We start from the raw sequence: 16,073 nt of genomic DNA, 5'->3' as shown, positions 1-16,073 counted from the left end.
AATCATTCAGAATGCATCGCGGCGGCAAACGCACGCTTGCCTGGAAGTATCGCTAACCGTATGACCGGGCTAAGGAAGTACAGCCAATAAGCACGCTGCCTGAACGATCGCGCGTTGATGGAAAATAATAACAAGGCGCTGTAATGAACCGACAATCCCGGCTGCTGAATCTCAGTCTGCTGCAAACCCATCCGGCGTTTCGCGCCGTCTTTATCGCCCGTTTTATCTCGATCCTGTCGCTCGGCCTGCTGGGCGTGGCGATTCCGGTCCAAATCCAGATGATGACCCACTCTACCTGGCAGGTGGGGCTCTCGGTCACTTTGACCGGCTGCTCAATGTTTGTTGGCCTGATGGTCGGCGGCGTGCTGGCGGATCGCTATGAGCGGAAACGTTTGATTCTGCTGGCGCGTGGGACCTGCGGCGTGGGGTTTGTCGGTCTGTGCCTCAACGCGCTGCTGCCTGAGCCGTCGCTCATCGCTATCTATCTGCTGGGTATCTGGGATGGTTTTTTTGCTTCGCTGGGCGTGACGGCGCTGCTGGCGGCGACGCCGGCGCTGGTCGGGCGTGAAAACCTGATGCAGGCCGGCGCGATCACCATGCTGACGGTGCGTCTGGGCTCGGTGATTTCGCCGATGATCGGCGGTCTGCTGCTGGCCACCGGCGGGGTGGCCTGGAACTATGGCCTGGCGGCGGCGGGGACGTTTATCACCACCCTGACCCTGCTGCGCTTGCCGCTGCTACCGCCGCCTCCTCAGCCGCGGGAACACCCGCTGAAGTCGCTGCTGGCGGGGCTGAAGTTCCTCTTCAATAGCCCGCTGATTGGCGGGATTGCTCTGCTGGGCGGTCTGCTGACAATGGCGAGCGCGGTTCGGGTGCTTTATCCGGCGCTGGCCGACGGCTGGCAGATGTCGGCCTCGCAGATTGGTTTGCTTTATGCCGCTATTCCGCTGGGGGCAGCGCTTGGGGCGTTGACCAGCGGTCAGCTGGCGCAAACGGCGAAACCGGGCGCTCTGATGCTGATGACGACGGTCGGCTCATTTGTGGCCATTGCGCTGTTCAGCCTGATGCCGGTCTGGGCATTGGGCGCGCTGTGTCTGGCGCTATTTGGCTGGCTGAGCGCGATCAGCTCGCTGTTGCAGTACACCCTGATTCAGACCCAGACGCCGGAAGCGATGCTCGGGCGTATTAACGGTCTGTGGACCGCGCAGAACGTCACTGGCGATGCGATTGGCGCCGCGTTGCTCGGCGGACTGGGGGCGATGATGACGCCGGTCGCGTCGGCAAGCACCAGCGGTTGGGTGCTGGTGATTGTCGGCGTAATACTGATTGGGCTGCTGGGAGAGCTGCGTCGTTTCCAGCGTCCTGAGGCGGTCAGCGAAAGTTAAACGCGCAGGGGCATCCCGGTCAGGCGCAGCGCCTGCCGGGCATGATGGTTAGCTGAAGAGCGTGGCGAGACGCTGCAGTACCAGCATGGCGCTGTAGTAATCGAGACGGAATGTTTCTGTACCGAGCGGATAGACGCGCTTGTTCTCTACCGCCGGGAGGTGCGCCAGCAGCGGGTTGGCGTAAATCGCATCGGCATCTTTTCCGTCACCGGCAAACAGGAACAGGCTGTTGCCATTGAGGCCTGCGGCTAAATTCTCGCCGCCCAGCTGGATAATGTCATGGCGTTTCCCCTGGCTCTGGCTGGCATGCAGACCGGCGGGTAAGGTCGCCAGTTTAAAGCCCAGCTGTTCAAGCATCTGACCTTGAGCGGATTCCGGCGTCCACAGGTTGGCGCTGTGGGCGGCGGCGGTATAGACCAGCGCGCTGATCGGCTGCGGCGGGAGTTTCATCTGGTGCTTCAGGGTGGCGAGCTGCTTATCAAACTCAGCAATACGCGCCGTCGCCTGCTTTTCGTGGCCGGTGATGTGCCCCAGTTCGGTCAACAGCGCCTGCCAGCTTTTGTCATCGTAATTAATGATAAGCGTCGGCGCGATGGTGGAGAGCTGGTCATACAGCGCGAGGGCGGAGTCGCCGCCGGTAGCGCTGATCAGAATCAGATCCGGCATTTGCGCGGCGACGGCCTCGGCGCTGGGTTCGCCGATGTACAGGCGCGCGAGCTTACGTTCTTTCGCGACGGCGCTCCACTGACGCAGAAATCCCCGATCGTCGGCTACGCGGTTGTTCGGCGTGGTTGCACCGCTGGCGACGACCGGCGCGTCAATCGCCAGTAAGGATCCGGTGAGGGTGACGCTGGTGGAGACGATGCGCAGTGGTTTGCTTTCCAGCGTATGTGCGCCGCGGCTATCGGTCACCTGACGAGGCCAGTCGGCCGCCAGAGCTGAGGTAATTCCTAAAAGCACCAGCCCGCAGGCCAGCAGGGTACGGCGGCATAATGTGGACAAATTCACGAATTCGCATCCTGATTCAGTTGGGATAAATGCGTCTCATTTTCAGCTTTGTCGTGCGTGGATGCAAGCCTAAGTCGCACAACATGCCGTTTGTACGGTTGACATGGCAGGCAATACCTTTTAGGTTAGCCAACCAAAATATAAATGATAATTATTCGTAATATCTTTATCGTTTTTGGAGGATGATATGGAAACGTCACTGGCCGAGGATGTACAGGAACAAAAAATGACCCTGTTGCCGGAAAGCTTCTTCTTTATGTCGCCGTACCGCAGTTTTCGTACCGCGGGCTGTTTTAGCCGTTTTTCCCACTCGGCCGCCGATGGCGCGCTGCTCGATGGGGAGTTTCAGCGGAGTATGGCGGCCGCGTTCTCCGACGCGAAGGCTGCCGGGATCCGTAAGCCGGTGATGGTCGGCGCTATCCCGTTTGATACCAACCAGCCTTCCGAGCTGTTTATTCCAGAGAGCTGGGAGAATTTCTCCCGCACCGGTAAACAGCAGTCGGCGCGCTACTTCAGCGCCCAGACGCCAATGGATGTCGTGGATCGTCAGGAGATTCCTCAACAGGATGCCTTTATGGCGATGGTGGAGCGGGCCGCGGAGCTGACCGCGACGCCGGAAGTGGACAAGGTTGTCCTGTCGCGCCTGATCGACATTACCACCCGCGAACGCGTGGACAGCGGCGCGCTGCTCGAGCGCCTGATCGCGCAGAATCCGGCCAGCTTTAACTTCCACGTGCCGCTCTCCGACGGCGGCGTGCTGCTGGGCGCCAGCCCGGAGCTGCTGCTGCGTAAAGAGGGCGATCATTTCAGCTCCCTGCCGCTGGCCGGCTCGGCCCGTCGCCAGCCGGATGACGTACTCGATCGCGAGGCGGGTAACAAGCTGCTGGCTTCCGGAAAAGATCGCCACGAGCACGAACTGGTGACCCAGGCAATGAAGACGGTGCTGACTCCGCGCTGCCGCGAACTGTCGCTGCCGGATTCCCCGCAGCTGGTCACCACGCCGACGCTGTGGCACCTGGCGACGCCGATTGAAGGTACCGCGCTGGCGCAGGAGAACGCGATGTCGCTGGCCTGCCTGCTGCATCCGACCCCGGCGCTGAGCGGTTTCCCGCATCAGGTGGCGAAACGACTGATTGCCGAGCTTGAACCGTTCGATCGCCAGCTGTTCGGCGGCATTGTTGGCTGGTGCGATGACGAAGGTAACGGCGAATGGGTGGTGACGATTCGCTGCGCTCGCCTGCATCAGCGTACGCTGCGTCTGTTTGCCGGCGCGGGGATTGTTCCGGCCTCCTCTCCGCTGGGTGAGTGGCGTGAAACCGGCGTCAAACTGACGACCATGCTGAATGTGTTTGGCTTGAATTAAGAGGCAATGATGATTGCATTTAACCGCTGGCCGGAAAGTTTTGCCGCCCGCTACCGCGAAAAGGGCTACTGGCAGGATTTGCCATTAACCAACCTGATTACCCGTCACGCCGACAGCGACGCCATCGCCATTATCGACGGTGATAAGCAGCACAGCTATCGTCAGTTCAATCAGCAGGTGGATAACCTGGCTTCGTCGCTCCAGCGTCTGGGGCTGAAGCGCGGTGAAACCGCGCTGGTGCAGCTGGGCAACGTCGCCGAATTCTACATCACCCTGTTTGCGCTGTTGCGTATCGGAGTGGCGCCGGTGAATGCGTTATTCAGCCATCAGCGCAGCGAGCTGAATGCCTACGCGACGCAAATTGAGCCCGCGCTGCTGATTGCCGATCGTGAGCATGCGCTGTTTGCCGATGATCATTTCCTGAATGGCTTTGTTGAGCAGCATGCGTCAGTACGGGTTGTGCTGCTGCGCAACGATTGCGGTGAATACGATCTGGCGGCGGCGATCGCGCGGCCGGCGGAGAACTTTATCGCTAATCCGACGCCTGCCGATGAAGTGGCCTTTTTCCAGCTCTCCGGCGGCAGTACCGGTACGCCGAAGCTGATACCTCGCACCCATAACGACTACGACTACAGCATCCGTCGCAGTAACGAAATTTGCGGCATCAGCGCGGAAACCCGCTACCTCAACGCGCTGCCCGCCGCCCATAACTACGCGATGAGCTCGCCGGGTTCCCTCGGCGTGTTTCTGGCCGGTGGTCGGGTGATTCTGGCCGCCGATCCGAGCGCCACGCTCTGCTTCCCGCTGATTGAACAACATCAGATTAACGTCGCTTCGCTGGTACCGCCGGCGGTCAGCCTGTGGCTACAGGCGATCCGCGAGGGGGCCGGGAACGCGCAGCTGCGTTCGCTGAGGCTGCTGCAGGTTGGCGGCGCGCGTCTGTCGGCAACGCTGGCGGCGCGGATTCCGGCGGAGATTGGCTGCCAGCTTCAGCAGGTCTTCGGCATGGCGGAAGGGCTGGTGAACTACACCCGCCTCAACGACAGCCCGGAACGTATCATCAATACCCAGGGCTGCCCGATGTGTCCGGACGATGAGGTCTGGGTGGCGGATGCCGACGGCAACCCGCTACCCCGTGGTGAGGTGGGGCGTCTGATGACCCGGGGTCCATACACCTTCCGCGGCTACTACAAAAGTCCGCAGCATAACGCCGAAGCGTTTGATGCCGACGGTTTTTACTGCTCCGGCGATCTTATTTCGATCGACGAGGACGGCTATATCACCGTGCAGGGGCGTGAAAAAGATCAGATCAACCGCGGCGGCGAGAAGATCGCGGCGGAGGAAGTTGAAAACCTGCTGCTGCGCCATCCGGCGGTGATCCATGCCGCGCTGGTCAGCATGGAAGATAGCCTGCTGGGCGAGAAAAGCTGCGCGTATCTGGTGGTGAAAGAGCCGCTGCGCGCGGTAGCGGTACGTCGCTTCCTGCGCGAACAGGGCGTCGCAGAATTTAAACTGCCGGACCGTGTGGAGTGCCTGGATGCACTGCCGCTGACGCCGGTGGGCAAAGTCGATAAAAAACAACTACGCCAGTGGCTGGCTTCACGCGAGCCGGGCTGAAGGAGAAAAGAGAATGGCCATCCCTGAATTACAGGCTTACACGCTGCCGGAAGCCAGCGACATCCCGGCGAACAAAGTGAACTGGGCTTTTGAGCCATCCCGCGCCGCGCTGCTGATCCACGATATGCAGGAATATTTCCTCAACTTCTGGGGTGAAGACAGCGCCATGATGGCGAAAGTCGTTGCCAATATTGCCGCGCTGCGTGATTTCTGCAAACAGCATAATATTCCGGTGTTTTACACCGCGCAGCCGAAAGAGCAAAGCGATGAAGATCGCGCCCTGCTGAATGATATGTGGGGACCGGGCCTGACCCGTTCGCCGGAGCAGCAGCGGGTGATTGCCGCGCTGGCGCCGGATGAACACGACACCGTCCTGGTGAAGTGGCGCTACAGCGCGTTTCACCGCTCGCCGCTGGAAGAGATGCTCAAAGAGAGCGGCCGCGATCAGCTGATTATCACCGGCGTCTATGCCCATATCGGCTGTATGACCACCGCGACCGACGCCTTTATGCGCGACATTAAACCGTTCTTCGTCGCCGATGCGCTGGCTGACTTTAGCCGCGAAGAGCATCTGATGTCGCTGAAATATGTTGCCGGTCGTTGTGGCCGCGTCGTGATGACCGAAGAGCTGCTGCCGCTGCCGGCATCAAAAACGGCGCTGCGTGCGCTGGTACTGCCGCTGCTCGATGAATCCGACGAGCCCATGGATGACGAAAACCTGATCGACTATGGTCTGGACTCCGTACGCATGATGGCGCTGGCCGCCCGCTGGCGCAAAGTGCACGGCGATATTGATTTCGTGATGCTGGCGAAAAACCCGACCATTGACGCCTGGTGGGCGCTGCTCTCCCGTGAGGTGAAATAATGGCCGCGCTGGATTTTCAGGGGCAAACCGTTTGGGTCACCGGCGCCGGTAAGGGGATTGGCTACGCAACGGCGCTGGCGTTTGTTGAAGCCGGCGCTCGGGTGAGCGGTTTCGATCTCGCTTTCGAGGGGGATGACTATCCGTTTGCCACCCACACGCTGGATGTTGCCAATGCGCAGCAGGTGGCCGAGGTATGCGGGCATCTGCTGAAAGGCATCGATCGGCTGGATGTGCTGGTTAACGCCGCAGGGATTCTGCGCATGGGCGCGACCGATGAGCTGAGTCTGGACGCATGGCAGCAGACTTTCGCCGTCAACGTCGGCGGGGCGTTTAACCTGTTCCAGCAGACGATGGGCCAGTTCCGTCGCCAGCAGGGCGGGGCAATCGTCACCGTCGCCTCCGATGCCGCGCATACGCCGCGCATCGGCATGAGCGCCTACGGCGCCTCAAAGGCGGCGCTGAAAAGTCTGGCGCTGACCGTGGGCCTGGAGCTGGCGGGCAGCGGCGTACGCTGCAACCTGGTCTCTCCGGGCTCCACCGACACCGATATGCAGCGCACGCTGTGGGTAAGTGAGGATGCCGAGCAGCGCCGTATCCGCGGTTTCGGCGAGCAGTTTAAGCTCGGGATCCCGCTGGGTAAAATTGCGCGTCCGCAGGAGATTGCCAGCACGATTCTGTTCCTCGCTTCCGATCACGCCAGCCATATCACGCTGCAGGATATCGTGGTGGACGGCGGCTCGACGCTGGGGGCATAAATGGCCTGGAAACGTCAGCTGACGCTGGAGGCGCTTAATGCCACCAGCGACAATACGATGGTCGCTCACCTGGGGATTGTCTACACCCGGCTGGAAGAGGGGCTGCTGGAGGCGAGTATGCCGGTTGATGCGCGTACGCATCAACCGTTTGGCCTGCTGCACGGCGGCGCCTCCGCGGCGCTGGCGGAGACGCTGGGGTCGATGGCCGGCTGGCTGATGACCGAAGAGGGCCAGTGCGTGGTGGGGACCGAGCTGAATGCAACCCACCATCGGGCGGTCTCGAGCGGTCGTGTGCGCGGCGAGTGTCGCCCTCTGCACCTGGGACGTCAGAACCAGAGCTGGGAGATTGCGGTGTTCGACGAGCGGGGCCGTCGCTGCTGCACCTGCCGCCTCGGCACCGCGGTACTGGGCTGAGGAGGTCTGCTCCCGGCGCGCGGGGTGAACTCTTAAGCCGGGCGACGGGCCCACAACCGCCGGTGATTTTGTCGCCCGGACAAAGCGCAATGTGCCATCTCCGGAAATGTCCTTGGTGTTGCCATACTCTGCGGCTGACTTACGGCCCGGGCTAACCTCTCTGTTTTCCCGGCTGGCGCTACGCTTAGTCGGGCGACGGACCGGTGCGCTAAGGTTGCCTGGTTCAGGCGTTTACGCCGCGAGCCGGGGTGTCGTCTGACGACGTATCATGTAGCGCTTTCTTGCTGGCGATACATTCCATTTTCCCCCCAGAAGTGATCTCGCTAGCAATGTGAGATAAATCCCTGTCTTTGTACGACATCTGTACGGTTTCAATGTTGTTAAACCCGGCGTTGTGTTCTAGAAACAAAATGTAACATCCTGATTACCTTACCGGTGGAACGCAACGATGAATCATTCAGGGAAATACCTCATCTGGACATTGCTCTCGGTTGTCGGAGCCTTTGCCCTCGGCTATATCGCCTTAAACCGAGGTGAACAGATTAATGCGTTATGGATTGTCGTCGCGGCAGTCTGCATTTATCTGATCGCCTATCGTTTCTACGGTCTCTACATCGCCAAAAATGTGCTGGCGGTTGACCCGACGCGCATGACCCCCGCCGTTCGGCATAACGACGGCCTTGATTATGTCCCGACCGATAAAAAAGTGCTGTTCGGTCATCATTTTGCGGCGATTGCCGGTGCGGGGCCGCTGGTAGGACCGGTGCTGGCGGCGCAAATGGGCTATCTGCCGGGGATGATCTGGATCCTCGCCGGGGTAGTGCTGGCCGGCGCGGTGCAGGACTTTATGGTGCTGTTTGTGTCTACGCGCCGCGACGGACGTTCTCTCGGCGAGCTGGTGAAAGAAGAGATGGGGCCAACCGCCGGAGTGCTGGCGCTGGTGGCCTGCTTTATGATTATGGTGATTATCCTCGCCGTACTGGCGATGATCGTGGTGAAAGCGTTGACCCACAGCCCGTGGGGCACCTATACCGTGGCCTTCACTATTCCGCTGGCGATCTTTATGGGGATCTACATTCGCTACCTGCGTCCGGGACGCATCGGCGAAGTGTCGGTGATTGGTCTGGTGATGCTGGTATTCGCGATTGTCTCCGGCGGATGGGTGGCGGAAAGCCCGACCTGGGCGCCGTGGTTTGATTATACCGGCGTACAGCTGACCTGGATTCTGGTGGGCTATGGTTTTATTGCCGCCGTTCTTCCGGTGTGGCTGCTGCTGGCGCCGCGTGATTACCTGTCGACCTTTCTGAAAATCGGCACCATCGTCGGGCTGGCGATTGGGATTCTGATTATGCGTCCGACGCTGACCATGCCGGCGCTGACCAAATTTATTGACGGCACCGGCCCGGTCTGGTCTGGCAGCATGTTCCCGTTCCTGTTTATCACCATCGCCTGCGGCGCGGTCTCCGGCTTCCATGCGCTGATTTCATCCGGAACCACGCCTAAGATGCTGGCGAATGAGGGCCAGGCCTGCTTTATCGGCTACGGCGGTATGTTGATGGAGTCCTTTGTCGCCATCATGGCGCTGGTGGCGGCCTGTGTTATCGATCCGGGCGTCTACTTTGCGATGAACAGCCCGATGGCGGTACTGGCGCCGGCTGGCACCACCGATGTGGTAGCCTCTGCCGCACAGGTGGTCAGCAGCTGGGGCTTTAGCATTACGCCGGACACGCTGCGCCAGATAGCCAGCGAAGTGGGCGAGCAGTCGATCATCTCGCGGGCCGGCGGCGCACCGACGCTGGCGGTGGGGATGGCCTACATCCTGCACGGCTCGCTGGGCGGTCTGATGGATGTTGCCTTCTGGTACCACTTCGCCATTCTGTTTGAAGCACTGTTCATCCTGACGGCAGTGGATGCGGGCACCCGCGCAGCGCGCTTTATGCTGCAGGATTTACTGGGCGTGCTCAGCCCGGGCCTGAAGAAAACCAACTCGCTGCCGGCCAACCTGCTGGCGACCGGGCTTTGCGTGCTGGCGTGGGGATACTTCCTGCATCAAGGGGTTGTTGACCCGCTCGGCGGCATCAATACGCTGTGGCCGCTGTTTGGTATCGCTAACCAGATGCTGGCGGGGATGGCATTGATGCTGTGTGCGGTGGTACTGTTTAAAATGAAGCGCGAACGCTATGCCTGGGTTGCGCTGCTGCCGACGTCCTGGCTGTTGATTTGCACTCTGACCGCCGGCTGGCAAAAGTCGTTCAGTCCGGACACCAAAGTCGGCTTCCTGGCGATTGCCAATAAGTTCCAGGCGATGATCGACAGCGGCACGATTCCGCCTCAGTACACCGAATCTCAGCTGGCGCAGCTGGTCTTTAACAACCGTCTGGATGCGGGATTAACCATCTTCTTTATGGTGGTTGTGGTGGTGCTGGCGTTCTTCTCCATCAAAACCGCGTTGGCGGCGTTGAAAGAGGATAAACCGACGGCGAAAGAGACGCCTTATGAGGCGTTACCTGCCGCTGCAGAGCCGATGGCGGCGCAGGCGAAGCGCGCACATTAAACCCTACCCCCTTTCCACGTGCGGAAAGGGGGACCATGAGAGAGCACTATGTTTGATACCCTTTCGAAAGCCGGGAAGTATCTGGGTCAGGCGGCGAAAATGATGATTGGCGTGCCCGATTACGATAATTATGTCGAGCATATTCGCCTGACGCATCCTGAGCAAACGCCGATGACCTATGAAGAGTTCTTTCGCGAGCGACAGGATGCACGCTACGGCGGAAAAGGGGGGGCGAAGTGCTGCTAAGAGCCTATTCCATTAGGCTATTTTATTTGCCATTTTGACCCAGGGCAGTGCTCACCATCCTCACCTACTGCGTGTACGCTCCGGTGATTCCGCGCTGTCCGCGGCCAGACTGGCGGCAACACGCCTACGGGGATAGGCTTTTAGTCGCCTTCTCAGGCGTCAGGCATTAAGTCCCCCATCAACATCCAGACCGGTGCCGGAGATTTGTCCGGCCGCCGGGCTGGCCAGAAAGGTCACCGCGGCGGCGACGTCATCCGGCTGACCGTAATGTCCGACGGCAATAAGCTGACGCTGCGAGTCGGCCTGCTCCCCGTTCGCCGGGTTCATATCGCTGTCGGTAGGGCCCGGATGCACCAGGTTTACGGTAATGCCGCGCGGCCCGAGATCGCGAGCGAGGCCGCGGGTCAGCGAGTTGAGCGCAGATTTGGTCATGGCGTAGACCGCGATGCCCGGTGAGGCGACGCGGTTGGCGAGGCAACTGCCGATATTGATAATGCGCCCTCCAGCGGGCAGATGCGGCAGCGCTGCCTGGATGGCGATCACCACGCCACGGATATTGACGTTGATCAGCGCATCGATATCTTCCAGCGACAGCGACTCCAGCGGGCCGCCGCGGGCGATCCCGGCGTTATTGACCAGAATATCCAGCCCGCCGAGGGTCTCTACCGTGCGTGTGACGGCCTGCTGAATCGCCTGGGCGTTTGCGCTGTCGGCCTGAATCGCCGCGCCGCGGCGGCCGAGAGCCACAATCTCGTCGACCACCGCCTGCGCTTTATCGGCGGATTTTTCATAAGTGATAACCACATCGGCGCCCGCCTGCGCCAGCGACAGCGCAATGGCGCGGCCAATTCCGCGACTGGCGCCGGTAACCAACGCTTTTTTACCCGTTAACTCGATCTGCATGATGACCTCGTACTGTGAGTGGGAGATGCATCATTAGGTATAGAGCGAGATTGCTGTCCGTCAATGCACCTGCCTGCGGAAGTTTTCCACTTTCTCAAAAGCGGCGGCCAGGCTTTGCGGCGTCAGTTCCACTGGCAGGAAGTGGATCGACTCCACCGGACGCAGGGTATGGGCAATGACCCGCTCCAGTTCGTCCCGATTGTGGATATCCACGTCGAGTTCCGCCAGGGTCGTGGGCAGGTTGAAACGCTGCCAGGCGTTAATCAACTGGGCCAGCACGTCGTCCTGACCCAGCAGGGCGCTTTGCACCAGAATGCCGTAGGCAACCTTGGTGCCATGAAGGAATTTATCAGTCTGCGGCAGGATCGTCAGGCCGTTATGCACCGCATGGGCGGCGGCGACGCGGGTATAGCGCTCGCCTAAGCCGCCGACCATCCCGCCGCCGGCGATAATGGCATCCGTCACGTCGCGGAACGCCTGCGACAGTTCGCCGCGCTGCTGATCCGCCAACGCGGTTTCGCTGCTTTGCAGCAGAACGTCGCGAATGGCCAGCGCGCCGTTAATCCCCAGGCGCACGGTCAGCGGCAGCGTTTCCGGCTGCGGCGCCAGTACCACCGCTTCATACCATTTCGCCAGCGTATCGCCGATTCCCGCCAGCAGATATTCCGCCGGAGCGTTGAGGATGATTTGCGGTTCCACCAGCACGAGGAAGTTGGCGTCATCAAAAATTTCAAAATGCAGCGCCTGGCCGGCGTCGTTGTACCACACCGATAGCGGGGTCCACGCGGCGCAGGTGGCGGCGATGGTCGGGATGGCCACCACCGGCAGACCCAGCCGCCGGGCCACGGCCTTGGCGGTATCCAGCAGCGCGCCGCCGCCGACGCCAATCACCACGGCCCGGTCATCCCCGGCTTCCGCGACCAGCTGCGCGACGTCGCTTTCGCTGCAGTGCCCGCTAAACATCACTTTTTTGGCGCCGACGGCGTGAAACGCCTCCGGCAGGAAGGGCTGCGCACCGGCGATGGCGCGCTCGCCGTAGATCCAGATGGCGCGGGCAAGCTGCTCGTCGCTGTAAAAATCGTGCAGGTGGGCAAGGCTGCCGTTATGGGAAAAATAGTTAGCCGGGCCGGGTACCACGCGGATATCGCTGTTGCTCATGAACGCTGTCCTTATTTCGTTTCGCTAACCTGATGTTATGTCTGGACATCCGGATGGCTAATATTATTTCGTTTTATCTTATGCCTTTTACGCAGTTGTCAGTCAAGGTCGGCTGTGAAAAATTCGTTAAATCAGAATATTAATCGTAAAGGTCCCGGCGGATGACAGTGAATCGTCTTGAGATGAACAACATTAATCTGGCCTTTTCCGGTTTCAGGGCGCTGAGCAATGTGGCGTTCACCCTGCGGGGAGGGTCGGTACACGCGCTGACCGGTGCTAACGGGGCGGGGAAATCGACGCTGATGGCGGTGCTGTGCGGAACGCACGCCCATTATGAGGGCGAGATCGTCATCAATAATCAGCCGGTGAGCGTTCGCTCGCCGCGGGATGCGAAACTGCTGGGCATTCATCTGGTGCAGCAGGAGGTCGATGTGGCGCTGGTGCCCGGCCTGTCCATTGCGGAAAACATTATGCTGGATCGTCTGGCGGAGCCGGGGCTGGGCTTCAGCTGGCGCGCAGTGCGTGAGCAGGCGCGCGAGGCTCTGGCCCAGCTGGATATTACGCTCGATGTGCGTCGCCCCATCGACAGCTGTACCCTGGCCGAGAAGCAGCAAATTCTGCTGGCCCGCGCGCTGTCGCACCATTGCCGGTTTTTAATTCTGGATGAACCCACCGCGCCGTTGGATCAACATGAAAGTGAGCGCCTGTTTACGGTGGTACGCCGTCTGCAGCAGCAGGGGATCGGCGTGGTGTTCATCTCCCACCGTATTCATGAGCTGAAGGCTATCTGCGACACCCTGACGGTATTGCGCGACGGAAAGCTGATTGAAAGCAGCCCAATGCACGATCTGAGCGGCGAGCAGATCGTCGAGAAGATGCTCGGCCACGAGCTGAGCGATATCTTCCCGCCGAAACGCCCGCCCCACGGCGAAGAGGTTCTGTTACAGGTTGACGGTCTGCATGACGAGGGGCTGTTGCAGGATATTTCGCTGCGGCTGCGCAAAGGCGAAATTCTCGGTATCGCCGGTCTGGCCGGCGCGGGAAAAACCGAACTGTGCAAAGCGCTGTTTGGCGCCAGCAAAAGCCGCCTGACGCGCGGGGAGTTGAACAGCCAGCCGTGGCGGCCCCGCGACCCGGCAGATTCTGTGCTGCGCGGGCTGGCGCTGGTACCGGAAGAGCGACGCAAAGAGGGCATTTTTATCGAAGAACCGATCGGCATGAACCTGGCGGTCAGCGCCGATAACAGCTTTTCGCGCTGGAGCCTGTTCGGCCATCGCCAGGCGTGGCGCTGGGCGGAAGAGGTGATCGCCCGGATCGGGATTCGTACCACCGGTCCGGCTCAGACCCTGCGCCGGCTTTCCGGCGGCAATCAGCAGAAAGTGGCGATCGGCAAATGGCTGCGCGGCAACGCCAACGTCTTGATATTCGATGAGCCGACCAAGGGTGTCGATGTGAAAGCAAAAACCGACCTGTTCACCCTGATCGACGGGCTGGCGCGAGACGGGAAGGGGATTATCTATGCCTCGGGCGAATTCTCTGAACTGGTGGGATTGTGCGACCGCATTTGCGTGTTGTGGGATGGCCGTATCGTCGCAGAAATTCCGGGCGCTGAGGCCCGGGAAGAGACACTACTTTATTACTCCACCGGAGGAGAAGCAGCGTGAGCAAGGCCCTGACAGTTAACGCGACGGCATCGGGTCGTCAGCGATTTTTTGATTTTCTTTATAAATGGGGCATGTTGCTGACCGTGGTGGCGCTGATTGCCGTTTTTGGCCTCGCCTCGGACAACTTCCTCGACCCGTTCAACATCATCAACATTTTGCGCTCCATCGCCATCGTGACGGTGATTGCGATCGGCGTCTCTGTGTCGTTAACCATTGGCGGCTTTGACCTGTCGGTGGGGTCAACGGCTTCGCTGGCAAACGCGCTGGTGATTTCGCTGTTTGTCTGGCACGGCTTCGGCACCACCGAGGCGATCCTTATCACCCTGGCGCTCTGTACGCTGGTGGGGCTGTTCAACGCTTTTTTAATTGTCGTCCTGCGCATTCCCGACATGCTGGCTACCCTCGCCAGCCTGTTTGTGATTCAGGGCGTGGCAATGACCTACAGCTACGGCGGCTCGATTACCGAGAACATGGTATTGCCGAGTGGCGACATGGCGGAAGGGGTGATTCCGGCCGCCTTCGGTGCGCTGGGACAGGTGCCTACGATTGTGATCGTGATGCTGGTGGTGACCGTGGTGGCTCAGCTGGCGCTCTCGTTCACCACGCACGGGCGGAGAATGTACGCCATCGGCGGAAACCCAGAGGCCGCACGGCTCTCCGGGCTGCGCATCACCCGTTATAAAGTGGCGGCCTATGTTATCGCCTCGCTGCTGGCCGGGCTGGGCGGCATTTTACTGGCCTCGCGCATCGGTTCCTCGCAGGTTAATGCCGGCAGCGGCTACCTGATGGATGCGGTGGCGGCGGCGTGGATAGGCTTTTCACTGGCGGGTTCAGGTAAACCGAACGCGCTGGGCACGCTGGTGGGGGCGGTGATTCTTGGCGTGCTCTCCAACGGCCTGGTGATGCTGTCGGTGCCGTACTACGCCATGGACATTATTAAAGGGCTGGTGCTGGCTGGCGCGCTCGCACTGACCTACTTTCAGCGCCGCACATAAAATTTTACAGGGTAAACACCATGAAAAAGATAACGCTTTCACTCATCGCATTGGGGTTGTTCAACTCTGCGGCGGCCTTTGCTGAAACTCCGACGCCGATTCCGGCGGCGATTGCCGAACATAGCGGCCCGATTCGTATCGCGGTGATCCGTAATCTTGGTTCCGACGATAACACCACCCAGTTTGTCTCCGGGGCCATCCAGGAGGGTAAAAAGCTCGGTTTCAAAATCAGCACCTTCCTGAGCAACGGCGATGACGCCAAATTCCAGGATTTCGTTAACCAGGCGATTAGCCAGAAATACGACGGCATTATTCTCTCCCAGGGACGCGATCCGTACTCGACCGCGCTGGTGAAAAAAGCGGTGGACGCCGGGATTAAAGTTGCCGTGTTCGATACTGCGGTTAACGGCGAGATCCCGGGTGTCACCGTCACCCAGCAGGATGACGCTTCGCTGACCGAGCTCTCCTTTGGCCAACTGGTGAAAGATTTCAACGGTAAAGCCAACATCGTCAAACTGTGGGTCGCCGGCTTCCCGCCGATGGAACGCCGCCAGGCCGCGTACCAGACGCTGCTTAAGCAAAACCCGGGGATTAAAGAGCTGGAGTCGATTGGCGCCGTCTCTTCCGACGTGCAGGGCGATACCGCCAATAAAGTTGGGGCGATTCTGGCGAAATATCCGAAAGGCAAGATCGATGCGATTTGGGGAACCTGGGATGCGTTCAGCCAGGGGGCTTATAAAGCGCTAAAGGAGAACGGCCGCAGCGAAATCAAACTCTACAGCATTGATATTTCTAACCAGGATTTGCAGCTGATGCGTGAATCCGGCAGCCCGTGGAAAGTGAGCGTGGCGGTGGATCCGAAGCTTATCGGCGCCACTAACGTGCGCCTGATCGCCAATAAGATTGCCGGGGAGCCGACTCCTGCAACCTATGACTTCAAAGCGGCGGCTATTCCGCAGGCGCTGCTGGCGGCGCAGCCGGGGGCGGTGAACGTTGCCTCGCTGGGTAAAATCATTCCGGGCTGGGGCCAGACGGAAGACTTTATCGCCCCGTGGTTTGCCACGCTGGAAGCAAAAAACAAGTAACGCCCGTTGGCGCTGCGCTTACCGGGTCTGCGGTTTCGTCGGCCCGATAAGGCGCTGCCGC

14 protein-coding genes are annotated in these 16,073 nt (G+C 60.2%); 11 read left to right on the top strand and 3 right to left on the bottom strand.

Annotated elements, in window-relative coordinates; genetic code table 11:
• Positions 1 to 143 precede the first annotated feature (143 nt).
• Entirely contained in the window at positions 144 to 1,385 is a 1,242-nt protein-coding gene (gene entS / locus DSD31_RS18570; protein ID WP_004859354.1) for an enterobactin transporter EntS, read from the top strand.
• 48 nt (positions 1,386 to 1,433) lie between these two features.
• On the opposite strand, the gene fepB is transcribed toward entS, so the two are convergent.
• Positions 1,434 to 2,393, bottom strand: a complete 960-nt coding sequence (fepB, locus tag DSD31_RS18565; protein ID WP_004859357.1) for a Fe2+-enterobactin ABC transporter substrate-binding protein — start codon at positions 2,391 to 2,393, stop codon at positions 1,434 to 1,436.
• 187 nt (positions 2,394 to 2,580) lie between these two features.
• Between fepB and entC the strand changes: the two genes are divergently transcribed.
• The 7 genes from entC (at position 2,581) to DSD31_RS18525 (ending at position 10,207) form a co-directional block, all read left to right on the top strand.
• Positions 2,581 to 3,756 (top strand): isochorismate synthase EntC, encoded by a 1,176-nt coding sequence (gene entC / locus DSD31_RS18560; RefSeq protein WP_015584922.1) that lies wholly within the window; start codon positions 2,581 to 2,583, stop codon positions 3,754 to 3,756.
• Between the two features lie 9 nt (positions 3,757 to 3,765).
• A complete protein-coding gene (gene entE, locus DSD31_RS18555; protein ID WP_004859363.1) occupies positions 3,766 to 5,373 on the top strand; it encodes a (2,3-dihydroxybenzoyl)adenylate synthase EntE in 1,608 nt (535 codons plus the stop codon).
• 13 nt (positions 5,374 to 5,386) lie between these two features.
• Positions 5,387 to 6,238 carry an isochorismatase gene (locus DSD31_RS18550; protein WP_004859366.1) on the top strand — a complete coding sequence of 284 codons (852 nt, stop codon included), beginning with the start codon at positions 5,387 to 5,389 and terminating at the stop codon, positions 6,236 to 6,238.
• Entirely contained in the window at positions 6,238 to 6,993 is a 756-nt protein-coding gene (gene entA / locus DSD31_RS18545; protein WP_004859369.1) for a 2,3-dihydro-2,3-dihydroxybenzoate dehydrogenase EntA, read from the top strand. Before DSD31_RS18550 ends, entA begins: the two co-directional genes overlap by 1 nt.
• Positions 6,994 to 7,407, top strand: a complete 414-nt coding sequence (gene entH / locus DSD31_RS18540) for a proofreading thioesterase EntH (RefSeq protein ID WP_004859373.1) — start codon at positions 6,994 to 6,996, stop codon at positions 7,405 to 7,407.
• A 448-nt stretch (positions 7,408 to 7,855) separates the two neighbouring features.
• Positions 7,856 to 9,961, top strand: coding sequence for a pyruvate/proton symporter CstA (gene cstA / locus DSD31_RS18530; protein WP_004859376.1), 2,106 nt, complete (start codon positions 7,856 to 7,858; stop codon positions 9,959 to 9,961).
• A 48-nt stretch (positions 9,962 to 10,009) separates the two neighbouring features.
• The gene (locus tag DSD31_RS18525) at positions 10,010 to 10,207 is read left to right on the top strand and encodes a YbdD/YjiX family protein (RefSeq protein WP_004859378.1); all 198 of its coding nucleotides are present in this window, start codon (positions 10,010 to 10,012) and stop codon (positions 10,205 to 10,207) included.
• A gap of 159 nt (positions 10,208 to 10,366) precedes the next feature.
• Here DSD31_RS18525 and DSD31_RS18515 read toward each other — a convergent pair whose 3' ends face one another.
• A complete protein-coding gene (locus tag DSD31_RS18515; protein ID WP_004859381.1) occupies positions 10,367 to 11,110 on the bottom strand; it encodes an SDR family NAD(P)-dependent oxidoreductase in 744 nt (247 codons plus the stop codon).
• A gap of 60 nt (positions 11,111 to 11,170) precedes the next feature.
• Positions 11,171 to 12,268: an oxidoreductase gene (locus tag DSD31_RS18510; RefSeq protein WP_032716867.1), complete on the bottom strand. Its 1,098-nt coding sequence runs from the start codon at positions 12,266 to 12,268 to the stop codon at positions 11,171 to 11,173.
• A 161-nt stretch (positions 12,269 to 12,429) separates the two neighbouring features.
• On the opposite strand from DSD31_RS18510, the gene DSD31_RS18505 reads away from it, so the two are divergent.
• The 3 genes from DSD31_RS18505 to DSD31_RS18495 are packed head-to-tail and all read left to right on the top strand — an operon-like array spanning position 12,430 to position 16,012.
• Positions 12,430 to 13,932: a sugar ABC transporter ATP-binding protein gene (locus DSD31_RS18505; protein ID WP_113991238.1), complete on the top strand. Its 1,503-nt coding sequence runs from the start codon at positions 12,430 to 12,432 to the stop codon at positions 13,930 to 13,932.
• Positions 13,929 to 14,927, top strand: a complete 999-nt coding sequence (locus DSD31_RS18500) for an ABC transporter permease (RefSeq protein WP_004859391.1) — start codon at positions 13,929 to 13,931, stop codon at positions 14,925 to 14,927. The genes DSD31_RS18505 and DSD31_RS18500 overlap by 4 nt, the downstream gene beginning before the upstream one ends.
• Positions 14,928 to 14,947: 20 nt before the next feature.
• Positions 14,948 to 16,012, top strand: coding sequence for a sugar ABC transporter substrate-binding protein (locus DSD31_RS18495; RefSeq protein ID WP_004859396.1), 1,065 nt, complete (start codon positions 14,948 to 14,950; stop codon positions 16,010 to 16,012).
• Positions 16,013 to 16,073 lie beyond the last annotated feature (61 nt).

Origin of the sequence: Klebsiella sp. X13 (assembly GCF_003323835.1) — a bacterium.
Lineage (GTDB): Bacteria > Pseudomonadota > Gammaproteobacteria > Enterobacterales > Enterobacteriaceae > Klebsiella > Klebsiella ornithinolytica.
Note: the sequence above shows the minus strand (reverse complement) of the source record. Positions and strands in the feature narration are given on the sequence as shown.